The following is a 19,466-nucleotide window of genomic DNA, read 5'->3' as shown; positions in this document are numbered from 1 at the left end:
AGCCGAGCGCGGCGGTGCACCGCGACGGTGACACGTAATCTGACTCTGATGCGCCACTACTACTGCGTAGAAGCGATCCGGCAGGCCGAAGCGCCACTGCTGGCCAGGCTGCCCGACGGTGCCTTGATGCGGCGCGCCGCCTATGGGCTGGCCACCGAGATCGTCGGTGAGTTAACCGCCCGCACCGGCGGGGTAGCCGGGCGACGTGTGTGCGCGGTCGTCGGCTCGGGAGACAACGGCGGAGACGCGCTGTGGGCGGCCACCTTCCTGCGCCGTCGCGGCGCGGCCGCCGACGCGATCCTGCTCAAGCCCGAGCGCACCCACCGCAAGGGGCTGGCGGCGTTCCGGCAGACCGGCGGGCGCATTGTCGAAAGCATCTCGCCGGCAACGGATCTCGTCATCGACGGGGTGGTGGGCATCTCGGGCACGGGCCCGCTGCGACCGGCCGCGGCCGAGGTGTTCGCCGAGGTCGACGCCCGCGGCATCCCGGTCGTCGCCGTCGACATCCCCAGCGGCATCGATGTGGCAACCGGGGCGATCACCGGTCCCGCGGTGCGTGCCGCGCTGACCGTCACCTTCGGTGGGCTCAAACCCGTGCACGCGCTCGGCGACTGCGGGCGGGTGGAGCTGATCGACATCGGGCTCGATCTACCCGACACCGACGTTCTGGGTTTCGAGGCCGCCGACGTGGCCGCCCGCTGGCCGGTACCGGGGCCCCACGACGACAAGTACACGCAGGGCGTCACCGGCGTGATGGCCGGCTCGTCGACGTATCCCGGCGCCGCCGTGCTGTGCACCGGTGCCGCCGTCGCGGCCACCTCCGGCATGGTCCGCTACGCCGGCAGCGCGCACCGTGAGGTGCTCGCGCACTGGCCCGAGGTGATCGCCTCGCCCACCCCCGCCTCGGCCGGACGGGTGCAGTCCTGGGTCGTCGGGCCGGGATTGGGCACCGACGACGTCGGGGCCGCAGCGTTGTGGTTCGCGATGGAAACCGACCTGCCGGTGATCGTGGACGCCGACGGGCTGACCATCCTGGCGGCCCACCCCGAGTTGGTGGCCAACCGCACCGCGCCGACCGTGCTGACTCCGCACGCCGGTGAATTCGCCCGCCTGGCGGGTAACCCGCCCGGTGATGACCGGGTGGGTGCGTGCCGCAAGCTATCCGACGCATTCGGCGCCACGGTGCTGCTCAAGGGCAACGTCACCGTCATCGCAGATCCGGGCGGCCCGGTCTATCTCAATCCGGCCGGGCAGTCCTGGGCGTCCACCGCCGGCTCCGGCGACGTGTTGTCCGGCATGATCGGCGCGCTGCTGGCGGCGGGTTTGCCGCCGGTCGAGGCGGCCGCCGCCGCGGCGTTCGTGCACACGCGCGCGGCGGCACTGTCGGCCGCCGACCCCGGCCCGGGTGAGGCGCCGACGTCGGCGTCGCGGATCGTTCCGCACATCCGGGCCGCCCTGGCCGCCCTGTAACAGGAGAAAGGAACCCCTGTGCCACAACACCCCTACATGCCCGCCCACTCGATCGCGCCCGCCTACACCGGTCGCCTGTTCACCGCGCCGATACCCGCCTTGCGGCTTCCCGAGGAGTCGATGGACCCGGACGCCGCGTACCGCTTCATCCACGACGAGCTCATGCTCGATGGCAGTTCCCGGTTGAACCTGGCCACCTTCGTCACCACCTGGATGGATCCCGAGGCCGAGAAACTGATGGCCGAGACGTTCGACAAGAACATGATCGACAAGGACGAATACCCGGCGACCGCGGCCATCGAGCAGCGCTGCGTGTGCATGGTGGCCGACCTCTTTCACGCCGACGGCCTGCGCGACGACGACCCGTCCAGCGCCTGCGGGGTGTCGACGATCGGCTCCAGCGAGGCGGTCATGCTGGGCGGCCTGGCGATGAAATGGCGCTGGCGCGAGAAGGTCGGCAAAGACTGGAAGGGCCGCACCCCGAACCTGGTGATGGGTTCCAACGTGCAGGTGGTCTGGGAGAAGTTCTGCCGTTACTTCGATGTCGAGCCGCGCTACCTGCCGATGGAAGAAGGCCGCTACGTCATCACCCCCGAGCAGGTCATCGATGCCGTCGACGAGAACACCATCGGTGTGGTGGCGATCCTGGGCACCACCTACACCGGCGAGCTGGAGCCCATCGCCGAGATCTGTGCGGCGCTGGACAAACTGGCCGGCAAACCCCTTTCAGAAGGCGGCGTGGACGTTCCGGTCCACGTCGACGCCGCCAGCGGGGGTTTCGTGGTGCCGTTCCTGCACCCGGAGCTGAAATGGGACTTCCGGCTGCGCCGGGTGGTGTCGATCAATGTCAGCGGCCACAAGTACGGGCTGACCTATCCCGGCATCGGGTTCGTCGTGTGGCGCAGCAAGGAGTACCTGCCCGAGGATCTGGTGTTCCACGTCAATTACCTGGGCGGTGACATGCCGACCTTCACGCTGAACTTCTCGCGTCCGGGCAACCAGGTGGTCGGCCAGTACTACAACTTCCTGCGGCTGGGCCGCGAGGGATACACGCAGGTCATGCAGACGCTGTCCTCGACCGCGCGATGGCTGGGGGAGCAACTGCGTGTCGGGGACCACTGCGAACTGATCTCCGACGGTTCGGCGATCCCGGTGGTCAGCTTCCGCCTCGCCCGCGGTCTGGGCTACACCGAGTTCGACGTCTCCCACGAGCTGCGCGGCTACGGCTGGCAGGTGCCCGCCTACACCATGCCCGACAACGCCACGGACATATCGGTGCTGCGCATCGTGGTGCGCGAGGGCTTGTCCGCCGACCTGGCCCGGGCGCTGCACGACGACGCCCGCACCGCGCTGGCCTCCCTCGACAAGCTCAAGCCGGGTGGGCACTACAGGGCCGAGCACTTCGCGCACTGAGCGTGCGCCCAGGGCTTTCGGTGTGCGCTTAGGGCGGGCCGCCTCGGCGTGTCGCCACCCTGACCGCACACTCAGCGCCGTCGGGCACACCCGCGTGGCGGTGGGACGGGCATGCCGGAACCGGGCTCTGGGACAATGGCGACCGTGGCAGTTACCCCGATATCCCTGGCGCCGGGCGTCCTCGCCGAGGCCGTCGTGGACCTGGAGGCGATTGCGCACAACGTGCGGGTGCTGCGTGAGCACGCCGGTTCCGCCCAGGTGATGGCCGTCGTCAAGGCCGACGGCTATGGCCACGGGGGCACCCCGGTGGCCCGCACTGTGTTGGCCGCCGGTGCGGCCGAATTGGGGGTCGCCACCGTCGCCGAGGCTTTGGCGCTGCGCGCCGACGGAATCACCGCGCCGGTGCTGGCCTGGTTGCATCCGCCGGGTATCGACTTCGGGCCCGCGCTGCTGGCCGACGTTCAGATCGCGGTGTCATCGGAGCGCCAGCTCGACGAGCTGTTGGACGCGGCGCGCCGCACCGGCCGCACCGCGACGGTCACCGTCAAGGTCGACACCGGGCTGAACCGCAACGGGGTACTACCGGCGCAATACGCCTCGATGCTGACCGCGCTGCGCCGGGCGGTCGCCGAGCAGGCCATCGTGCTGCGGGGGCTGATGTCGCACATGGTGTACGCCGACCAGCCCGCGAATCCTGTGAATAACCTTCAGGCCCAACGGTTCGCCGACATGCTGGCGCAGGCGCGCGATCAGGGTGTGCGGTTCGACGTGGCGCATCTGTCGAATTCCTCTGCCACGATGTCTCGTCCCGATCTGGCCTTCGACATGGTGCGCCCCGGCATCGCGGTATACGGGCTGAGCCCGGTACCCGAGCTGGGCGACATGGGTCTGGTGCCGGCGATGACGGTGAAATGCATTGTGACCCTGGTGAAGTCGATTCGTGCCGGGGAGAGCGTGTCCTACGGGCACACCTGGACCGCGCAGCATGACACCAACCTCGCGCTGTTGCCGGTGGGCTACGCCGACGGCATCTTCCGGTCGCTGGGCGGCCGGCTCGAGGTGCTGATCAACGGCAGGCGGCGGCCGGGCGTCGGGCGGATCTGCATGGACCAGTTCGTCGTCGACCTCGGCCCGGGGCGCGTCGACGTCGCCGAAGGTGACGAGGCGATCCTGTTCGGGCCCGGCGGCGGCGGTGAACCCACCGCGCAGGATTGGGCCGATCTGCTCGGCACCATCCATTACGAAGTGGTGACCAGTCCCCGCGGGCGGATCACCAGGACCTACCGCGAGGCACAAACCGTTGAGCGCTGAGGAATCCCGCCGGCGCCGCAAGGGCAGGGCCTGGCTTGCGGGAGGCGCGGGGGTGACCGCCGTCGCCACCATCATCGGAGCCTCCGCCCGCCGGTCGATGACCCAGCGCGCCACCGCCGAAGACCCTTACGCCGATGAGGATTTCAACAGGCTCGAGGACGACGCCAGCCTGGTGGTGGCCACGCCCGACGGGATACCGCTGGCGGTCCGCGATACCGGACCGGCCGATGCACCGCTGACCCTGGTGTTCGTGCACGGATTCTGCCTGCAGATGGGCGCCTTTCATTTTCAGCGCACGCGGCTCCCCGATCAGTTGGGTCCCGGCGTGCGGGTGGTCTTCTACGACCAGCGCGGGCACGGCAGATCCGGCGAGGCCGACCCCGAGACCTACACCCTGACCCAACTCGGCAAGGACCTGCAGACCGTGCTGAATGTGGTGGTACCACGCGGAATGGTTGTGCTGGTGGGCCACTCGATGGGCGGCATGACGGTGTTGTCCCATGCCCGCCAGTTCCCCGAGCAGTACGGCCGTCGAATCGTGGGCGCCGCGCTGATTTCGTCAGCGGCCGAGGGCGTTTCGAGGTCACCGCTGGGCGAGATTCTGAAAAACCCTGCGCTGGAAGCGGTCCGGGTCGCCGCACGATCCGCGCCGAAGCTGATGCACCGCGGCCGCAACGTGTCCCGGTCGTTGATCGGCCCGGTGTTGCGAGCCGCCTCCTACAGCGACCTGCAGGTCAGCCGGAGCCTGGACGCGTTCTCCCAGCGCATGATGAACAGCACCCCGATCCCCACCATGGTGGGCTTCCTGGACGCGTTGGAAGAACATGACGAAACCGCCGGGCTGTGGACGTTGCTGCGAGTCCCCACCCTGATCGCGTGCGGCGACCACGACCTGCTCACCCCGGACGAATATTCACGACGGATGGCCGCCGCCCTGCCGCAGTCCGAGCTGGTCATCGTCGCCGGCGCCAGCCACCTGGCGCTGCTCGACAAGCCCGAGGCCATCAACGGCGGCCTGGTCCGACTGGTCAGGCGGGCCACCCCGAGCAAGGCGGCCCTGCGGATGCGCCGAATGCGAGAAAGGCTGCGGCGCGGTGGCTGAGATCAATGGCGGCACCGCGACGCTCGAGCGCGTCGAGGACACCATGGCGCTGGGGTCGCAGCTGGGCCGGCAGCTGCGCGCGGGCGACGTGGTGGTGCTCTCCGGCCCGCTCGGCGCGGGAAAGACCGTGCTGGCCAAGGGTATTGCCGCGGCGATGGATGTCGACGGACCGGTCACCTCACCGTCTTACGTGCTGGCGCGGGTGCACCCGGCGCGGCGGCCCGGCGGCCCGGCCATGATCCACGTCGACATGTACCGGTTGCTCGACCACACCGACAATCAAGGCGCCGACCTGCTCGGTGAACTCGACTCACTGGACTTGGACAGCGATCTCGACGACGCTGTCGTCGTGGTGGAATGGGGCGAGGGCTTGGTGGAGCGGCTTGCCGAGCGGCATCTGGACATCCGGCTGGAGCGCGTCACCCGATCCGACGTACGGATCGCGACCTGGCGGTGGGCGGCCAACGAGGATGCCTCATGAGCCGTACGAGCATTGTCCTTGCCCTGGACACCTCCACCCCGGCGGTGACGGCCGGCATCGTGCGGCGTGACGATCTGAATGTGCTGGCCGAGCGGATCACCGTCGACGCCCGGGCCCACGCTGAACGTCTCACACCGAATGTGCTTGCCGCCCTCAGCGATTCAGGCCTATCGATGGCCGACCTGGATGCTGTCGTGGTGGGCTGTGGTCCGGGCCCGTTCACCGGGCTGCGGGCCGGCATGGCCACCGCCGCCGCCTACGGGCATGCGCTGGGCATCGGTGTGCGCGGCGTGTGCAGCCTGGACGCCATCGGCGTGCGAACCACCGGGGACACGTTGGTGGTCACCGATGCCCGCCGTCGCGAGGTCTACTGGGCCCGCTACCGCGACGGAGTGCGCACCCACGGCCCATCGGTCAACCCCCCGGCCGACGTCGACCCGGGCACCGCGCAGGCCGTCGCCGGCTCGCCCGACCACGCAAGCCTGTTCGGTGTGCCGGTGTGCGAGCCCGCCTCGCCGACACCGGCCGGATTGGTTGCCGCCGTGGCCGATTGGTCCGCCGACCCGGAGCCGCTGGTGGCGCTGTATCTGCGTCGGCCCGATGCCAAACCGTTGGCGGCGCGGCAGTGACCGCACGCAGCGAGCCCGCGACTGTCGGCGGCCTGACCCGGGGCGACGCACAGCGTTGCGCCGAGCTGGAGGCGCAGCTCTTCGACGGTGACGACCCCTGGCCCGCGGCGGCGTTTCACCGCGAATTGGCCAGCGCCCACAACCATTACGTGGGCGCGCGGGTGGGAGAGACGCTGGTCGGCTACGCCGGCATCTCGCGGTTGGGCCGCACCCCTCCCTACGAATACGAGGTGCACACCATCGGCGTGGATCCGGCATACCAAGGCCGGGGCATCGGCCGCCGGCTGCTCGACGAGCTGCTGACCTTCGCCGACGGCGGTGTCGTGTACCTGGAAGTCCGCACCGACAACGAGGCGGCCATCGGGCTGTATACCAGCGTCGGGTTCGAGCAGATCGGCCTGCGCCGCCGCTATTACCGCGTCAGCGGCGCCGACGCGTACACGATGCGGCGGGAGGCGCTATGACGACCAACATCTTGGCCATCGAAACCTCTTGCGACGAAACCGGAGTCGGCATCGCGCGGCTGGATGACGACGGCACCGTGACTCTGCTGGCCGACGAGGTGGCGTCCAGCGTCGACGAACACGTGCGGTTCGGCGGCGTGGTGCCCGAGATCGCCTCGCGCGCGCACCTGGAGGCGCTGGGCCCCGCCATGCGCCGCGCGCTGTCTACCGCCGGACTGGACAAGCCCGACATCGTCGCGGCCACCATCGGTCCCGGGCTGGCCGGTGCCCTGCTGGTCGGAGTTGCTGCGGCCAAAGCGTATTCGGCCGCCTGGGGGGTGCCCTTCTATGCGGTGAACCACCTGGGCGGCCATCTGGCCGCCGACGTCTACGAGCACGGGCCGCTGCCCGAGTGTGTGGCGTTGCTGGTCTCCGGGGGCCACACCCACTTATTGCATGTGCGTTCCCTCGGCGAGCCGATCGTCGAGCTCGGCAGCACCGTCGACGACGCCGCCGGCGAGGCCTACGACAAGGTGGCGCGGCTCCTGGGGCTGGGTTACCCGGGCGGCCGGGTGCTCGACGAGCTGGCCCGCACCGGTGATCGCGACGCCATCGCCTTTCCGCGCGGCATGACCGGACCGCGCGACGATCCGTACGCCTTCAGCTTCTCCGGGCTCAAGACCGCCGTCGCGCGATACCTGGAAAGCCACCCGGACGCGGTGAACGCCGATGTCGCGGCCGGGTTCCAGGAGGCCGTCGCCGACGTGCTGACCCGCAAGGCAGTGCGTGCGACGACGGATCTCGGCGCCTCGACCTTGCTGATCGCCGGCGGAGTGGCGGCGAATTCGCGGTTGCGCGAGGTGGCCGAGCAGCGCTGCGCCGCGGCCGGGCTGGCGCTGCGGATCCCCAGGCCGCGGCTGTGCACCGACAACGGGGCGATGATCGCGTCCTTCGCCGCGCAGCTGGTGGCCGCGGGGGCGCCGCCCTCCCCGTTGGACGTGCCCAGCGATCCGGGGCTGCCGGTGCTGAAAGGGCAGGTGAGCTGATGTTCGCTGAGCGCGGACAGGCCAACGTGCGAGAAGCAGCGGGGTGCCCTTGAGTGCTAGCACTCGCATGTATAGAGTGCTAGGTGGCAATCGGCCAAGCCCCTGTGTCGGCACCCGCGACGACGGCGCTCGGGCATGGACGGATGCCGAACACCTGATAACTCGGAAGGTGCGGGGTCAACCCGTACCGCCCGTCAACTCCGGTCCGGGCACGTCCCGGACCCGACCCAAACACTGGAGGGCTCCAATCGTGGCGAAGGTGAAGATCAAGCCACTCGAGGACAAGATTCTCGTGCAGGCCAACGAGGCCGAGACCACGACCGCGTCTGGTCTGGTCATTCCTGACACCGCCAAGGAGAAGCCGCAGGAAGGCACCGTCGTCGCAGTCGGCCCCGGCCGGTGGGACGAAGACGGCGCGAAGCGCATCCCGCTGGACGTCTCGGAAGGTGACACCGTCATCTACAGCAAGTACGGCGGCACCGAAATCAAGTACGGCGGCGAGGAGTACCTGATCCTGTCGGCACGCGACGTGCTGGCTGTCGTCTCCAAGTAAGAACCGTGTTCCGCCCCGGGGATCCCCGCGTCATGCGCGGGTGATTTCCGGGGCGGCATGCGTTTGGCTGAAGGAGCCTGATGAGCAAAATCATTGAGTACGACGAGACAGCGCGTCGCGCCATCGAGGCGGGCGTGAACAGGCTCGCCGACGCGGTACGGGTGACGCTCGGGCCGCGCGGCCGGCATGTGGTGCTGGCCAAGGCGTTCGGCGGGCCGACGGTCACCAACGACGGCGTGACCGTAGCCCGCGAGATCGACCTGGAAGACCCGTTCGAGAACCTGGGTGCCCAACTGGTGAAGTCGGTCGCGACCAAGACCAACGACGTCGCCGGAGACGGCACCACGACGGCGACCGTGCTGGCGCAGGCGCTGGTCAAGGGCGGTCTGCGGTTGGTCGCGGCCGGCGCCAACCCCATCGAGCTGGGGGCGGGAATCAACAAGGCCGCCGACGCGGTGTCCGAGGCGCTGCTGGCGTCGGCCACCCCGGTCTCCGGCAAGGACGGAATCGCACAGGTGGCAACTGTGTCGTCGCGGGATGCCCTGCTGGGTGAGCTGGTCGGCGAGGCGATGACCAAGGTCGGTACCGACGGCGTGGTCAGTGTCGAAGAATCCTCGACGCTGAGCACCGAGCTCGAGTTCACCGAGGGCGTCGGTTTCGACAAGGGCTTCTTGTCGGCGTATTTCGTCACCGACTTCGACGCCCAGCAGGCCGTGCTGGACGACCCGGTGATCCTGTTGCACCAGGACAAGATCACCTCGCTGCCCGACCTGCTGCCCATGCTGGAGAAAATCGCCGAATCGGGCAAACCGCTGCTGATCATCGCCGAGGACATCGAAGGCGAGGCACTGGCGACCCTGGTCGTCAACTCCATTCGCAAGACGCTGAAGGCCGTCGCGGTCAAGGCGCCGTTCTTCGGCGACCGCCGCAAGGCGTTCCTCGAGGATCTGGCGGTCGTGACCGGCGGCCAGGTGATCAACCCCGATGCCGGACTGCTGCTGCGTGAGGTCGGCACGGATGTGCTGGGCTCGGCTCGCCGAGTGGTGGTCAGCAAGGACGACACCGTCATCGTCGACGGTGGCGGCCCCAAGGACGCGGTGGCCAACCGCATCAAGCAGCTGCGCGCCGAGATCGAGGCGAGCGACTCCGACTGGGACCGCGAGAAGCTGCAGGAGCGGCTGGCCAAGCTGTCCGGCGGCGTGGCCGTGATCCAGGTGGGTGCCGCCACCGAGACCGCGCTCAAGGAACGCAAGGAAAGCGTCGAAGATGCCGTCGCGGCGGCCAAGGCCGCGGTCGAGGAGGGCATCGTCGCGGGCGGCGGCTCGGCGCTGCTGCAGACCCGCAAGGCGCTGGACAAGCTCCGCGGAACGCTCAAGGGCGATCAAGCTCTGGGCGTCGACGTCTTTTCCGAGGCATTGGCGGCGCCGCTGTACTGGATCGCCACCAACGCCGGCCTCGACGGGGCGGTCGCGGTGCACAAGGTGATCGAGCTGCCCAACGGGCACGGGCTGAACGCGGACAAGCTCACCTACGGTGACTTGATCGTCGACGGTGTCATCGACCCCGTCAAGGTCACTCGCTCGGCGGTGCTCAACGCGGCGTCGGTGGCCCGGATGGTCCTCACCACCGAAACCGCGATTGTCGAAAAGCCGGCGAACGAATCCGATGACCACGGCCACGGTCATCATCACCACCACTGAGTGAAACGACGACAAGCGCCCCCGGCTCGAAAAGGCCGGGGGCGCTTTATCGTTCAGGCCTCACTGTGCTGGTGGGTCGTCGTCAGAGCCCGACGATGACAATGCCGACGCCCACTAAGATCGCCAGCGACAGGGATATCAACAAAAAGCTGACGAGCCCTTCTTTTCCCCCCGAGGCCTCGTGGTCGCCGGTCGCGATCGGCGCCAATCTGCGGCCGGCGCCCCATGCCGCCGCGAGCAGCGTCGCCAACCAGTTCGCGTAGCCGGCGTAGGCGACAAGTGCGACCGCCGCGATCCCCCACGCGTGGGACAAATGCAGGTGCGGCCACAGCAGGCCGAGCACCACCAGGAAGATGCCGTTGAGCAACGCCTCGAGGTGGCTCGACAGCGCCATGCGCGGATTTTTCAACGCGGGCACGGCCAGCCCGGTGAGCAGCCCGAGCAGGAAAAGCACCAGGCCCAGGGCAAACAGTGCCGTCTGCATGCCAGAACTGTAAGGGCCCCACGGCCGTCCAGACTCGGTTTTCGGCCTAGCGTCAGCGCCCGGGCGGATAGTAAGGCGGAGTCGTCACGGTCGTGGTCGGTGTGGACGTCAGGGTCGGAGTGCTGGTGACCGTGACGGTGCTGGTGCTCGTGCTGGTGGATGCCGGCGGCACGACGGTGGTGGTGGTGCTGGTCGTGACGCTGGTGGTCGACGAGGTCGTCGTCGCGGACGAGGCCGCGATCACACCGCAGGCCAGTCGCTTGCCCGATTCACCCGAGGGGGCGGTGGTGCCCAGATTATCCGCGGTCTGGTGGATGATCAGCGCGGTGCCCGAGCTGTTTCTCAGGTCGGCTGAGGTGAACGCATTACTGGTGGTGACCAGTTTCGCCGAGCCGTCGGAACGCACTTGCAAGGCGGTCAGGTCACCGCTGGCGGGGTAACTCGTGTGATTGGCCGCCTGATAGACGCTTCCGGCGGAGTCGAAGTCCCCGCTCGAACCTCCGCTCGGCGCAACGGAATTGGCCTCGCATTTGCCCACCGCATGGATTTGCAGCCCGTGGAATCCGGGGCTGAGCACCTGATTGGGGCCGGCTTCCACGGTCACCGTCGCGTAGCCGTTGGCGAATTCGAAGGTCGCGTTGGCGACCGGACTCCCGTCGGCGGTCTTCAGCTGGGTGGTCAACCGCTCCGCCCCTGGTGTCGAGCTGGTCAGCGGTGACGTATTGGGCTGGCTGCCTTGCTGGTTTGAGCATGCGGCTAACGGTGCGACGGTCGCGGTAAGCGCCGCGACCGCAAAGCATGCGGCCTTCATCATTTGCGGTGCCTACCCACATTCGCCCTCGCCGAAACGGCGACCTACTCGGCGGCCCCGCCCCGTCGCGCCCGCGGCTGGGCCCACGATGCGCCCGAGATGCGTCGGCGTCGTGTTGCCGGCCTCAAAGACGTTGTTAACAGCGCGGTCTGACACGGCCCCGCCGCGCCTACCTGCCCAGCGAGCTCAGCAGGGCCTTGCGGCTTCGAACGCGGAACCTGTTGATGGGGGAGCGGTGCAACCGGGCGATGCGCTCGGCCATTCGGATTCCCAGCGCGTCGAGCATGTCATCACTCAAATCTATTGGGGCCGGGCATAAGTCGCGCTCTTCCTCGCTGGCGTGGGCGTCGAGGACCGTCACGAACGCCTCCCATTCGTCGGCGTATTCCGGCGCGGCGGGCGACGTGCGCAGCAGCACCGCCAGCTGATCCCACACCTGCCGGTGCTCCGCATGGGCGATGGCGACCAACGTGCTGGCCGCGGATACGGCCGGGTAGAACAAGTCGTCCTCGATGCGCATGTGGATGTCCAGCTCAATCAGCAGTCCGTCGAGCGCGTCCTGGCGCTCGTCGCTATCCGCCGGTATATCGGTGATCTTCGCGCAGAGATCGCGTAAGACATTGTGGTGCTCGAAAAGGACCTCGTAGGCGTTCATTTCGCCATTCCATGTATTTCGACGAGCCCGTCGCGAATCCGCACCGGGTAATGCGGCAGGGCCGTCGTCGCCGGGCCGCGCAGCACATCACCCGATCCGCACGCGAATCTGGAACCATGCCAGGGACATACGATTCGGCCGCGGTCGATCCAGCCGTCACTCATCGGTGCGCCGAGGTGCGGGCAGTGCTCACCGACCGCGATGATCCGGCCGTCGCTGCGATACAGGACCACGCCGACGCCGTTGACCGCGACCCGCTGCGGCTGGCCGTCCAGCGCGGTTGCCGCCAGCACCGCCATCCAGCGGTCGCCACTCAACCGGGGGCCGGACCGGTCCACACCGGTGCCCGATCCGAACACCAAAGCCCCGCCCAGGTAGCCGCTGCCGAGGGTGAGGCCGTAACCCACCGCGCTGCTCGCCATTCCACGCCGGTGGCGGCCGCGGCGCCGATCCCACCACGACGCCGCATACAGCGCCGTTGCGATCACGTTGAGGGCGCCATGGACAAGGCCGATCCGGCGCGACTGCTCGTGGGTGTGCTGCCAATCCGTCACGCCGGTCGCGGCGGCGCCGAGGCTCCCCACGAGTGCGACACCCAATGCGAACCTTGACCCCTCACGCAGTCGGGCGGCACTGCCGGGCAGCGCGCTGACCGCGTCCATGACGAGCGTCGTCGCCACCGCGCCGGTCGGCACCGACGTCAACGCCGGGTGCAGCGGATGACCGAGCCACGTGCCATGCAGTGCGTTGCTGACTCGGTCGCGGTGACCACCCATGGCCGCGAACAAGAAGGTCAGAGCGTGCTCGAGCCGGTAGCCGGGCCGGTCCAGCCACGCCTGTTGACCCAGGGTGGTCCGCACCGCAAGCCCGGTAGTGCGGATTCGATTTTCGACATGCTGCCACCGATTCGCCACAGCGCCCCTCCGGTGTGTGCGGGAGCCGGCGGGACGCAACGGGCTCGACGCCGCGTCGACTAGGACCGCGACCGGCCGGCCTAGTCCATGCCTAGGACACGGGTTGGCGCCGTAGATCGTTCAACCGCGACGGGGACGGGTCGAATCGAGGGACTACGCCGAGCGGCGGATGGTGCGCCCGCGGCCGATGTCGCCCTTGAGCAGCAGGTCGCGCTCGGACTCCGACAGGCCGCCCCAAACGCCGTAGGGCTCACCGACTTCGAGGGCATGCGAGCGGCACTCCTGGATCACCGGGCACTGCCGGCACATTTCTTTCGCGCGCTGCTCACGTTGCATGCGCGCGCGGCCGCGCTCACCGTCGGGGTGGAAAAACATCGATGAATCAACGCCGCGGCACAATCCCTGGAGTTGCCAATTCCAGATGTCGGCGTTGGGTCCAGGTAGCTGCTCCGGCTGTGGCATTGGTTTGTTCCCTCTCTGCACCGCCCGCTCGAGGTCAGGTTCGTGAAAGCGATAGGTGCAACTTAAATTAAGTGGAGTGGGGTCACCGATGACTACCCGTCATGCGTAGACGTTAGGGGCGACGGTGAATTTACGTCAATAGCCACTTAGCCCGGCAAAATATGTGCCCGTCGGAGCAGAATTAACTTTGTGTTCATCTCGATTGAAATCGCGAAACCTACGGCGTGCTACCAGGCAGTTGACCGAAACGAGATTCCCCAGCTCAGCGGGTGGGGGACCGATAAGGGGAATTTATCCATGGGCTATAGTGATTAACGGTTCGGTAACATGAAGACCACAAACTGTTTACTACCTCATTGTGATTGAAACTCGTCACACTTCCTTGATCGGGCGGCAGTTGGCCGCCGCTGCCTTCGGAGACCGGCCCGGCAGCTGGCCGCTGCCGGCGGCGACGACGCCGGCCCAACTGTGGCTGCGCGCCGTCGCGGCCGGAGGCCAGGGACGCTACGGCGCCGCCTTGCGCGACCTCGCGGTGCTACGGCGCAGCGCTCCGGCCGGGCGGCTGGTGTCGTTGGGCATGAGCACGCAGGGATCGTTCCTGCGCCAACTCGGTTGGCACACCGAGGCCCGGGGCTGGGACGGGCGCGCCCTGGCGCTGGCCGGCGGTGACGCCGAGGCGTGCGCCGACGCCCTCATCGGGCTGGCGGCCGACGCGTTGGGTGTCGGGCGCTTCGCGGCCGCGGCGACGCTGCTGGCGCGCGCCGACCCGTTGCTGGCATCGGCCAACTCAGAAGCCCCGGTGCCCGACCGGCTGCCGGTGCGCCGCCGGTGGGTGGCCGCCGAGCTCGCGATGGCCCGCGGCGAGGGCGACGTCGCCGTCCGCCATGCCGGCGAAGGCGTGGAGCTGGCCGCGGCCATGGCCGTCGCATCGCCGCGGCACCGGGTCAAAAGCGAAGTGGTGCTGGCCGCCGCGCTGTGCTGCGCCGGCGATCTCGAGCGCGCCCGCACGATCGCCGACATCGCGGTGGCGACCACCGGCCGATTAGGGCTGCTACCACTTCGTTGGGCGCTGGCTTGCTTGCTGATCGATATCGGAAGTGTCACATTTCCGGCACATCAGCTGCACGAAATTCGAGATGTCTGCGCAGGCCAAGTGCGGCGCGCCGGTGGAACGTGGCGTTGCGCTTGAAACGGCCTTCCGCCCGTTATTGTCAATTCGTTAGTTAGCCCGGTTGGCCCGCGTTGTGTCCGCTTCGTAACGTTGGAGATATCACCGTCGATGACAATTCCAGCAGGGGAACGTCTCGATGCTGTGGTCGCCAAGGCCGTAACCGGAGACCACGGCGCATTGCGGGAGGTGCTGGAGACCATTCGTCCGATCGTCGTGCGATATTGCCGAGCGCGTGTCGGCACAGTCGATCGGGGTGGCCTGTCAGCGGATGACGTGGCACAGGAGGTGTGCTTGGCGACTATCACGGCGCTGCCGCGCTATCGCGAGCGCGGACGTCCGTTCCTGGCCTTCCTCTACGGCATCGCGGCCCACAAGGTCGCCGATGCCCACCGGGCTGCCGGACGTGATCTCGCCTATCCCACCGACTCGATTCCGGAGCGTTGGTCAAACGACGCGGGGCCCGAACAGCTTGCGATCGAAGCCGATTCGGTGAGCCGGATGAGCGAATTGCTCGAGATCCTGCCCGCCAAGCAACGTGAAATCCTGATCCTGCGTGTCGTCGTCGGCCTGTCCGCCGAGGAGACCGCGGCCGCCGTCGGCAGTACCACCGGGGCGGTCCGCGTTGCCCAGCACCGCGCACTGTCGCGGCTGAAGTCCGAGATGATTGCGGCAGGTGACTGTGCCTGAATCCCTGGATGAATTCGCCCGCACCGATCTGCTGCTCGACGCGCTCGCCCAGCGCCGGCAGGTCGACGTCGAGGACCCCGACGTCGACGTGCTGACCACCCTGCTGGAGGACTGGCGCGACAACCTGAGGTGGCCGCCGGCCAGCGCACTGGTGACGCCCGAAGAGGCCGTCAACGCGTTGCGCACCGGTTTGGCGGAGCGCCGGCGCGGCCATCGTGGCCTGAGCGTCGTGGGTTCGGTTGCCGCGGCGCTGATGGTGCTCAGTGGTTTTGGTGCCATGGTGGTCGAGGCCCGGCCCGGCGGCACCCTGTACGGGTTGCACGCGATGTTCTTCGACCAGCCCCAGGTGCACGAAAAGCAGGAAATGCTGGCCGCCAAGGCCGACCTGGCGAAGGTGCAGGAATCGATCGACCGCGGGCAGTGGGATCAGGCCAAGAACCAGCTGACCGAGGTGAGCAGCCTGGTGCAGTCGATTGACGACCCCGCCAGCAAACAGGACCTGATGAATCAGCTGAAGCTGTTGAACGCAAAGGTCGAAGCGCGCGACCCGAATGCCACACCGCCGGTCGCTTCGCCCCCGGCCGCGCCGCCGGGGCCGGCCACGGCGATCCCGGCTGCCCCGCCGGCCGCGTCGATCGCACCGACGAAGGCGGGAACGCCCGCGCCGCTCAGTCCACCGGCCGACGCGCCGAGCGTGTCGCCGAGTCCATCAGTTGGCAAGCACCACCATCACGGCCAGACGCCACCCCCGGTGGCGCCGCTAACTCCGAATCAGTGAGCAATCAGTGCCGGCGGTGGAAACCGTCGGCGTCCGACGTCGCTTCGTTGAGCGAGGCGTCGGCGTAGCCCCGGCAGTAATCCCACGTGACGTAGGCGTCCGGCTCGGGGTCGTACGCGGGCTCGTGCGGACGCACGGTGCCGTCGATCAGCAGCTGCAGCAGATTGGCCCGCAGCATGTCCCAGTCGTGGTAGTGATCTTGCTGACATTCGTCGCAGCACACGACCAGTCCGCGAATACCCTTGTGCGCCAGCAGCGCTTCGTACACGGCCAGATCGGCAAGGTCGGCCTCGACGGCCATCCGCTCTTGGGAATCCAGGGGCTGGCCTGGCTCGACGGCTTCCAGTGCCGCCGACGGATCACAGGGGTCGTCGGCGAAGGGGTCGGGCGGCAAACCCGGTGGGAGGTGGTCGCGCACGCCTCTAGCCTACGCAGCCCGCCCGGGATAACGCCAGCAGGCAGACGCTCGCCCTCCCGCGTGGCTCGCCCGTGCCGGTTGGTGCGCGCGGCGCGCCCGAGCAAGCGGGCTACACCGGCAGGCGAGCCGATAGGATGGGTCTCTCACCCCGCATCGTATGGAGGACCCCACTGATGACCCGTGGCACGTCCCACCTGGAAGACAGCTCTGACCTCGTCGGCAGTGCCTATGTGCGGGTGGGTGGTCTCGTCGATGACCCGGTACCCACCGGAGGCAACAATCCGCACAAGATCGCCATGCTCGGGCTGACGTTCGACGACGTGTTGCTGCTGCCCGCGGCCTCCGACGTCGTGCCCGCCACCGCGGACACTTCCAGCCAGCTCACCAAGAAGATCAGGCTCAAAGTGCCGCTGGTGAGCTCGGCGATGGACACGGTCACCGAGTCGCGGATGGCCATCGCGATGGCCCGGGCCGGCGGCATGGGTGTGCTGCACCGCAACCTGCCGGTCGCCGAACAGGCCGGTCAGGTCGAGATGGTCAAGCGCTCGGAAGCCGGCATGGTCACCGACCCGGTCACCTGCCGCCCGGACAACACCCTGGCCCAGGTCGACGCGATGTGCGCACGATTCCGGATCTCCGGCCTGCCGGTGGTCGACGAGTCGGGCGCGCTGGTCGGCATCATCACCAACCGCGACATGCGTTTCGAGGTCGACCAGACCAAGAAGGTCGCCGAGGTGATGACCAAGGGCCCGCTGATCACCGCGCAGGAGGGCGTGTCCGCCGACGCGGCGCTGGGGCTGTTGCGGCGCCACAAGATCGAGAAGCTGCCCATCGTCGACGGCCACGGCCGGCTGACCGGGCTGATCACCGTCAAAGACTTCGTCAAGACCGAACAACACCCGCTGGCCACCAAGGACAGTGACGGCAGGCTGCTGGTCGGCGCGGCCGTCGGTGTCGGCGGCGACGCCTGGGTCCGCGCCATGATGCTGGTCGACGCCGGGGTGGACGTGCTGATCGTGGACACCGCGCACGCGCACAACCGGCTGGTGCTCGACATGGTCGGCAAGCTCAAGGCCGAGGTGGGCGAGAAGGTCGAGGTGATCGGCGGCAACGTCGCCACCCGGTCGGCGGCCGCGGCCCTGGTCGCCGCCGGCGCCGACGCGGTCAAGGTGGGCGTGGGTCCGGGGTCGATCTGCACCACCCGGGTGGTGGCCGGTGTCGGCGCCCCACAGATCACGGCGATTCTGGAGGCGGTCGCGGCCTGCGGCCCGGCGGGCGTGCCGGTGATCGCCGACGGCGGACTGCAGTACTCCGGCGACATCGCCAAGGCGCTGGCGGCCGGCGCGTCGGCGGCCATGCTGGGCTCGTTGCTGGCCGGTACCGCCGAGGCCCCCGGCGAGCTGATCTTCGTCAACGGCAAGCAGTTCAAGAGCTACCGGGGGATGGGCTCGTTGGGAGCCATGGCCGGCCGGGGTTCGGGTGGCGGAAAGTCGTACTCCAAGGACCGCTACTTCGCCGACGACGCGCTCTCGGAAGACAAGTTGGTCCCGGAGGGCATCGAGGGCCGGGTGCCGTTCCGCGGGCCGCTGTCCTCGGTGATCCACCAGTTGACCGGCGGTCTGCGCGCGGCGATGGGCTACACCGGTTCGCCGAGTATCGAGGCGTTGCAACAGGCGCAGTTCGTCCGGATCACCGCGGCCGGACTCCGGGAGAGCCACCCGCACGACGTCGCCATGACGGTCGAAGCCCCCAACTACTACGCACGCTGAGGCCCAGATGGTCGAGATCGGGATGGGCCGTGTCGCCCGTCGCAGCTATGAACTGAGCGAAGTCAGCATCGTGGCCTCCCGGCGCACCCGCTCGTCGCAGGACGTGTCGACCGCCTGGCAGCTGGACGCCTACCGGTTCGAGATCCCCGTGCTCGCTCATCCGACCGATGCGCTGGTGTCACCGGCGTTCGCGATCGAGCTCGGCAAGCTCGGCGGCCTGGGCGTGCTCAACGGCGAGGGGCTGATCGGGCGGCACGCCGACGTCGAGGCCAAGATCGCGCAGCTCGTCGAGGCCGCCAGCAAGGAGCCCGAACCCTCGGCGGCGATCCGGCTGCTGCAAGAGTTCCACGCGGCACCGCTGAACCCGGACCTGCTGGGTTCCGCTGTCGCCCGGATCCGCGACGCCGGGGTCACCACCGCGGTGCGGGTCAGCCCGCAAAACGCCCAGGCGCTGACGCCGGTGCTGGTGGCTGCCGGCATCGACCTGCTGGTCATCCAGGGCACCATCGTCTCGGCTGAAAGAGTGGCCCGGGATAGGGATGGGGCCGGGGAACCGCTGAACCTCAAGACCTTCATCTCCGAGCTCGACGTGCCGGTGGTCGCCGGCGGCGTGCAGGACCACCGCACCGCGCTGCACCTGATGCGCACCGGCGCCGCCGGCGTCATCGTCGGCTACGGCGCGACCAGGGGAGTGACCACCAGCGACGAGGTGCTGGGCATCAGCGTGCCGATGGCCACCGCGATCGCCGACGCCGCCGCCGCGCGGCGCGAATACCTCGACGAGACTGGTGGCCGCTACGTGCACGTGTTGGCCGACGGCGACATCCACACCTCCGGCGAGCTGGCCAAGGCCATCGCCTGCGGCGCCGACGCGGTGGTGCTGGGCACGCCGCTGGCCGAGTCCGCCGAGGCGCTGGGCGAAGGATGGTTCTGGCCGGCCGCCGCGGCGCACCCGTCGCTCCCGCGCGGTGCGCTGTTGCAGATCGCCGTCGGTGAGCGCCCGCCGTTGCAGCAGGTGCTCAACGGGCCGTCCGACGATCCATTCGGCAGCCTCAACCTGGTCGGTGGGCTGCGCCGGTCGATGGCCAAGGCCGGCTATTGCGACCTCAAGGAGTTCCAAAAGGTCGGCCTGACGGTCGGTAGCTGACCGCAGGCCGCGCTGGCTTGTT

General features: G+C 68.6%; 21 protein-coding genes. 15 read left to right on the top strand and 6 right to left on the bottom strand.

Translation table 11 applies throughout. The features are described from left to right. Positions 1-48 precede the first annotated feature (48 nt). The 10 genes from A5782_RS15015 to groL all read left to right on the top strand — a co-directional run bounded on the left by A5782_RS15015 (position 49) and on the right by groL (position 10,148). Positions 49-1,470 carry a bifunctional ADP-dependent NAD(P)H-hydrate dehydratase/NAD(P)H-hydrate epimerase gene (locus A5782_RS15015; RefSeq protein ID WP_067101379.1) on the top strand — a complete coding sequence of 474 codons (1,422 nt, stop codon included), beginning with the start codon at positions 49-51 and terminating at the stop codon, positions 1,468-1,470. 36 nt (positions 1,471-1,506) lie between these two features. Continuing rightward, positions 1,507-2,883, top strand: a complete 1,377-nt coding sequence (locus tag A5782_RS15010; protein WP_156623956.1) for a glutamate decarboxylase — start codon at positions 1,507-1,509, stop codon at positions 2,881-2,883. A gap of 144 nt (positions 2,884-3,027) precedes the next feature. Next, positions 3,028-4,194, top strand: a complete 1,167-nt coding sequence (gene alr, locus A5782_RS15005) for an alanine racemase (RefSeq protein WP_197694235.1) — start codon at positions 3,028-3,030, stop codon at positions 4,192-4,194. A gap of 52 nt (positions 4,195-4,246) precedes the next feature. Beyond that, entirely contained in the window at positions 4,247-5,296 is a 1,050-nt protein-coding gene (locus A5782_RS15000; protein WP_197694238.1) for an alpha/beta fold hydrolase, read from the top strand. Then, positions 5,289-5,777, top strand: coding sequence for a tRNA (adenosine(37)-N6)-threonylcarbamoyltransferase complex ATPase subunit type 1 TsaE (tsaE, locus tag A5782_RS14995; protein WP_067101368.1), 489 nt, complete (start codon positions 5,289-5,291; stop codon positions 5,775-5,777). Before A5782_RS15000 ends, tsaE begins: the two co-directional genes overlap by 8 nt. After that, positions 5,774-6,406, top strand: coding sequence for a tRNA (adenosine(37)-N6)-threonylcarbamoyltransferase complex dimerization subunit type 1 TsaB (gene tsaB, locus A5782_RS14990; RefSeq protein ID WP_067101364.1), 633 nt, complete (start codon positions 5,774-5,776; stop codon positions 6,404-6,406). Before tsaE ends, tsaB begins: the two co-directional genes overlap by 4 nt. Further along, positions 6,403-6,870: a ribosomal protein S18-alanine N-acetyltransferase gene (gene rimI / locus A5782_RS14985; protein ID WP_067101361.1), complete on the top strand. Its 468-nt coding sequence runs from the start codon at positions 6,403-6,405 to the stop codon at positions 6,868-6,870. The genes tsaB and rimI overlap by 4 nt, the downstream gene beginning before the upstream one ends. After that, positions 6,867-7,895 carry a tRNA (adenosine(37)-N6)-threonylcarbamoyltransferase complex transferase subunit TsaD gene (gene tsaD / locus A5782_RS14980; RefSeq protein ID WP_067101358.1) on the top strand — a complete coding sequence of 343 codons (1,029 nt, stop codon included), beginning with the start codon at positions 6,867-6,869 and terminating at the stop codon, positions 7,893-7,895. Before rimI ends, tsaD begins: the two co-directional genes overlap by 4 nt. Before the next feature lie 250 nt (positions 7,896-8,145). Then, positions 8,146-8,448, top strand: coding sequence for a co-chaperone GroES (gene groES / locus A5782_RS14975; RefSeq protein ID WP_007773431.1), 303 nt, complete (start codon positions 8,146-8,148; stop codon positions 8,446-8,448). Between the two features lie 80 nt (positions 8,449-8,528). Then, positions 8,529-10,148: a chaperonin GroEL gene (groL, locus tag A5782_RS14970; RefSeq protein ID WP_067101354.1), complete on the top strand. Its 1,620-nt coding sequence runs from the start codon at positions 8,529-8,531 to the stop codon at positions 10,146-10,148. Between the two features lie 82 nt (positions 10,149-10,230). Here the strand turns inward: groL and A5782_RS14965 are convergent, their stop codons facing one another. From A5782_RS14965 to A5782_RS14945, 5 genes are all read right to left on the bottom strand, one after another. Next, complete coding sequence (locus tag A5782_RS14965) at positions 10,231-10,632, bottom strand: hydrogenase (RefSeq protein WP_067101351.1); 402 nt, start codon at positions 10,630-10,632, stop codon at positions 10,231-10,233. Positions 10,633-10,684: 52 nt separating this feature from the next. Further along, positions 10,685-11,446, bottom strand: a complete 762-nt coding sequence (locus A5782_RS14960) for a superoxide dismutase family protein (protein ID WP_067101348.1) — start codon at positions 11,444-11,446, stop codon at positions 10,685-10,687. Between the two features lie 166 nt (positions 11,447-11,612). Beyond that, entirely contained in the window at positions 11,613-12,098 is a 486-nt protein-coding gene (locus tag A5782_RS14955; RefSeq protein WP_067101345.1) for a hemerythrin domain-containing protein, read from the bottom strand. After that, entirely contained in the window at positions 12,095-12,886 is a 792-nt protein-coding gene (locus A5782_RS14950; RefSeq protein WP_082942943.1) for a Rieske 2Fe-2S domain-containing protein, read from the bottom strand. The genes A5782_RS14955 and A5782_RS14950 overlap by 4 nt, the downstream gene beginning before the upstream one ends. Positions 12,887-13,165: 279 nt before the next feature. Next, entirely contained in the window at positions 13,166-13,474 is a 309-nt protein-coding gene (locus tag A5782_RS14945) for a WhiB family transcriptional regulator (protein WP_064883744.1), read from the bottom strand. A gap of 358 nt (positions 13,475-13,832) precedes the next feature. Here A5782_RS14945 and A5782_RS14940 point away from each other — a divergent pair, with 358 nt between their 5' ends. The 3 genes from A5782_RS14940 to A5782_RS14930 all read left to right on the top strand — a co-directional run bounded on the left by A5782_RS14940 (position 13,833) and on the right by A5782_RS14930 (position 16,110). Continuing rightward, positions 13,833-14,663: a hypothetical protein gene (locus A5782_RS14940; RefSeq protein ID WP_067101342.1), complete on the top strand. Its 831-nt coding sequence runs from the start codon at positions 13,833-13,835 to the stop codon at positions 14,661-14,663. 90 nt (positions 14,664-14,753) lie between these two features. Further along, the gene (locus A5782_RS14935; protein ID WP_067101339.1) at positions 14,754-15,332 is read left to right on the top strand and encodes a sigma-70 family RNA polymerase sigma factor; all 579 of its coding nucleotides are present in this window, start codon (positions 14,754-14,756) and stop codon (positions 15,330-15,332) included. Then, entirely contained in the window at positions 15,319-16,110 is a 792-nt protein-coding gene (locus A5782_RS14930) for an anti-sigma-D factor RsdA (RefSeq protein ID WP_197694234.1), read from the top strand. Before A5782_RS14935 ends, A5782_RS14930 begins: the two co-directional genes overlap by 14 nt. 4 nt (positions 16,111-16,114) lie before the next feature. Here the strand turns inward: A5782_RS14930 and A5782_RS14925 are convergent, their stop codons facing one another. Beyond that, the gene (locus tag A5782_RS14925; RefSeq protein ID WP_067101334.1) at positions 16,115-16,528 is read right to left on the bottom strand and encodes a DUF5319 domain-containing protein; all 414 of its coding nucleotides are present in this window, start codon (positions 16,526-16,528) and stop codon (positions 16,115-16,117) included. A gap of 173 nt (positions 16,529-16,701) precedes the next feature. Between A5782_RS14925 and guaB the strand changes: the two genes are divergently transcribed. Both guaB and A5782_RS14915 read left to right on the top strand, forming a co-directional pair. Beyond that, entirely contained in the window at positions 16,702-18,297 is a 1,596-nt protein-coding gene (gene guaB / locus A5782_RS14920) for an IMP dehydrogenase (protein ID WP_067101331.1), read from the top strand. A gap of 7 nt (positions 18,298-18,304) precedes the next feature. Next, complete coding sequence (locus tag A5782_RS14915) at positions 18,305-19,444, top strand: GuaB3 family IMP dehydrogenase-related protein (RefSeq protein ID WP_067101328.1); 1,140 nt, start codon at positions 18,305-18,307, stop codon at positions 19,442-19,444. Positions 19,445-19,466 lie beyond the last annotated feature (22 nt).

The organism is Mycobacterium sp. 852002-40037_SCH5390672 (assembly GCF_001665875.1).
Classification (GTDB): Bacteria; Actinomycetota; Actinomycetes; order Mycobacteriales; family Mycobacteriaceae; genus Mycobacterium.
Note: the sequence above shows the minus strand (reverse complement) of the source record. Positions and strands in the feature narration are given on the sequence as shown.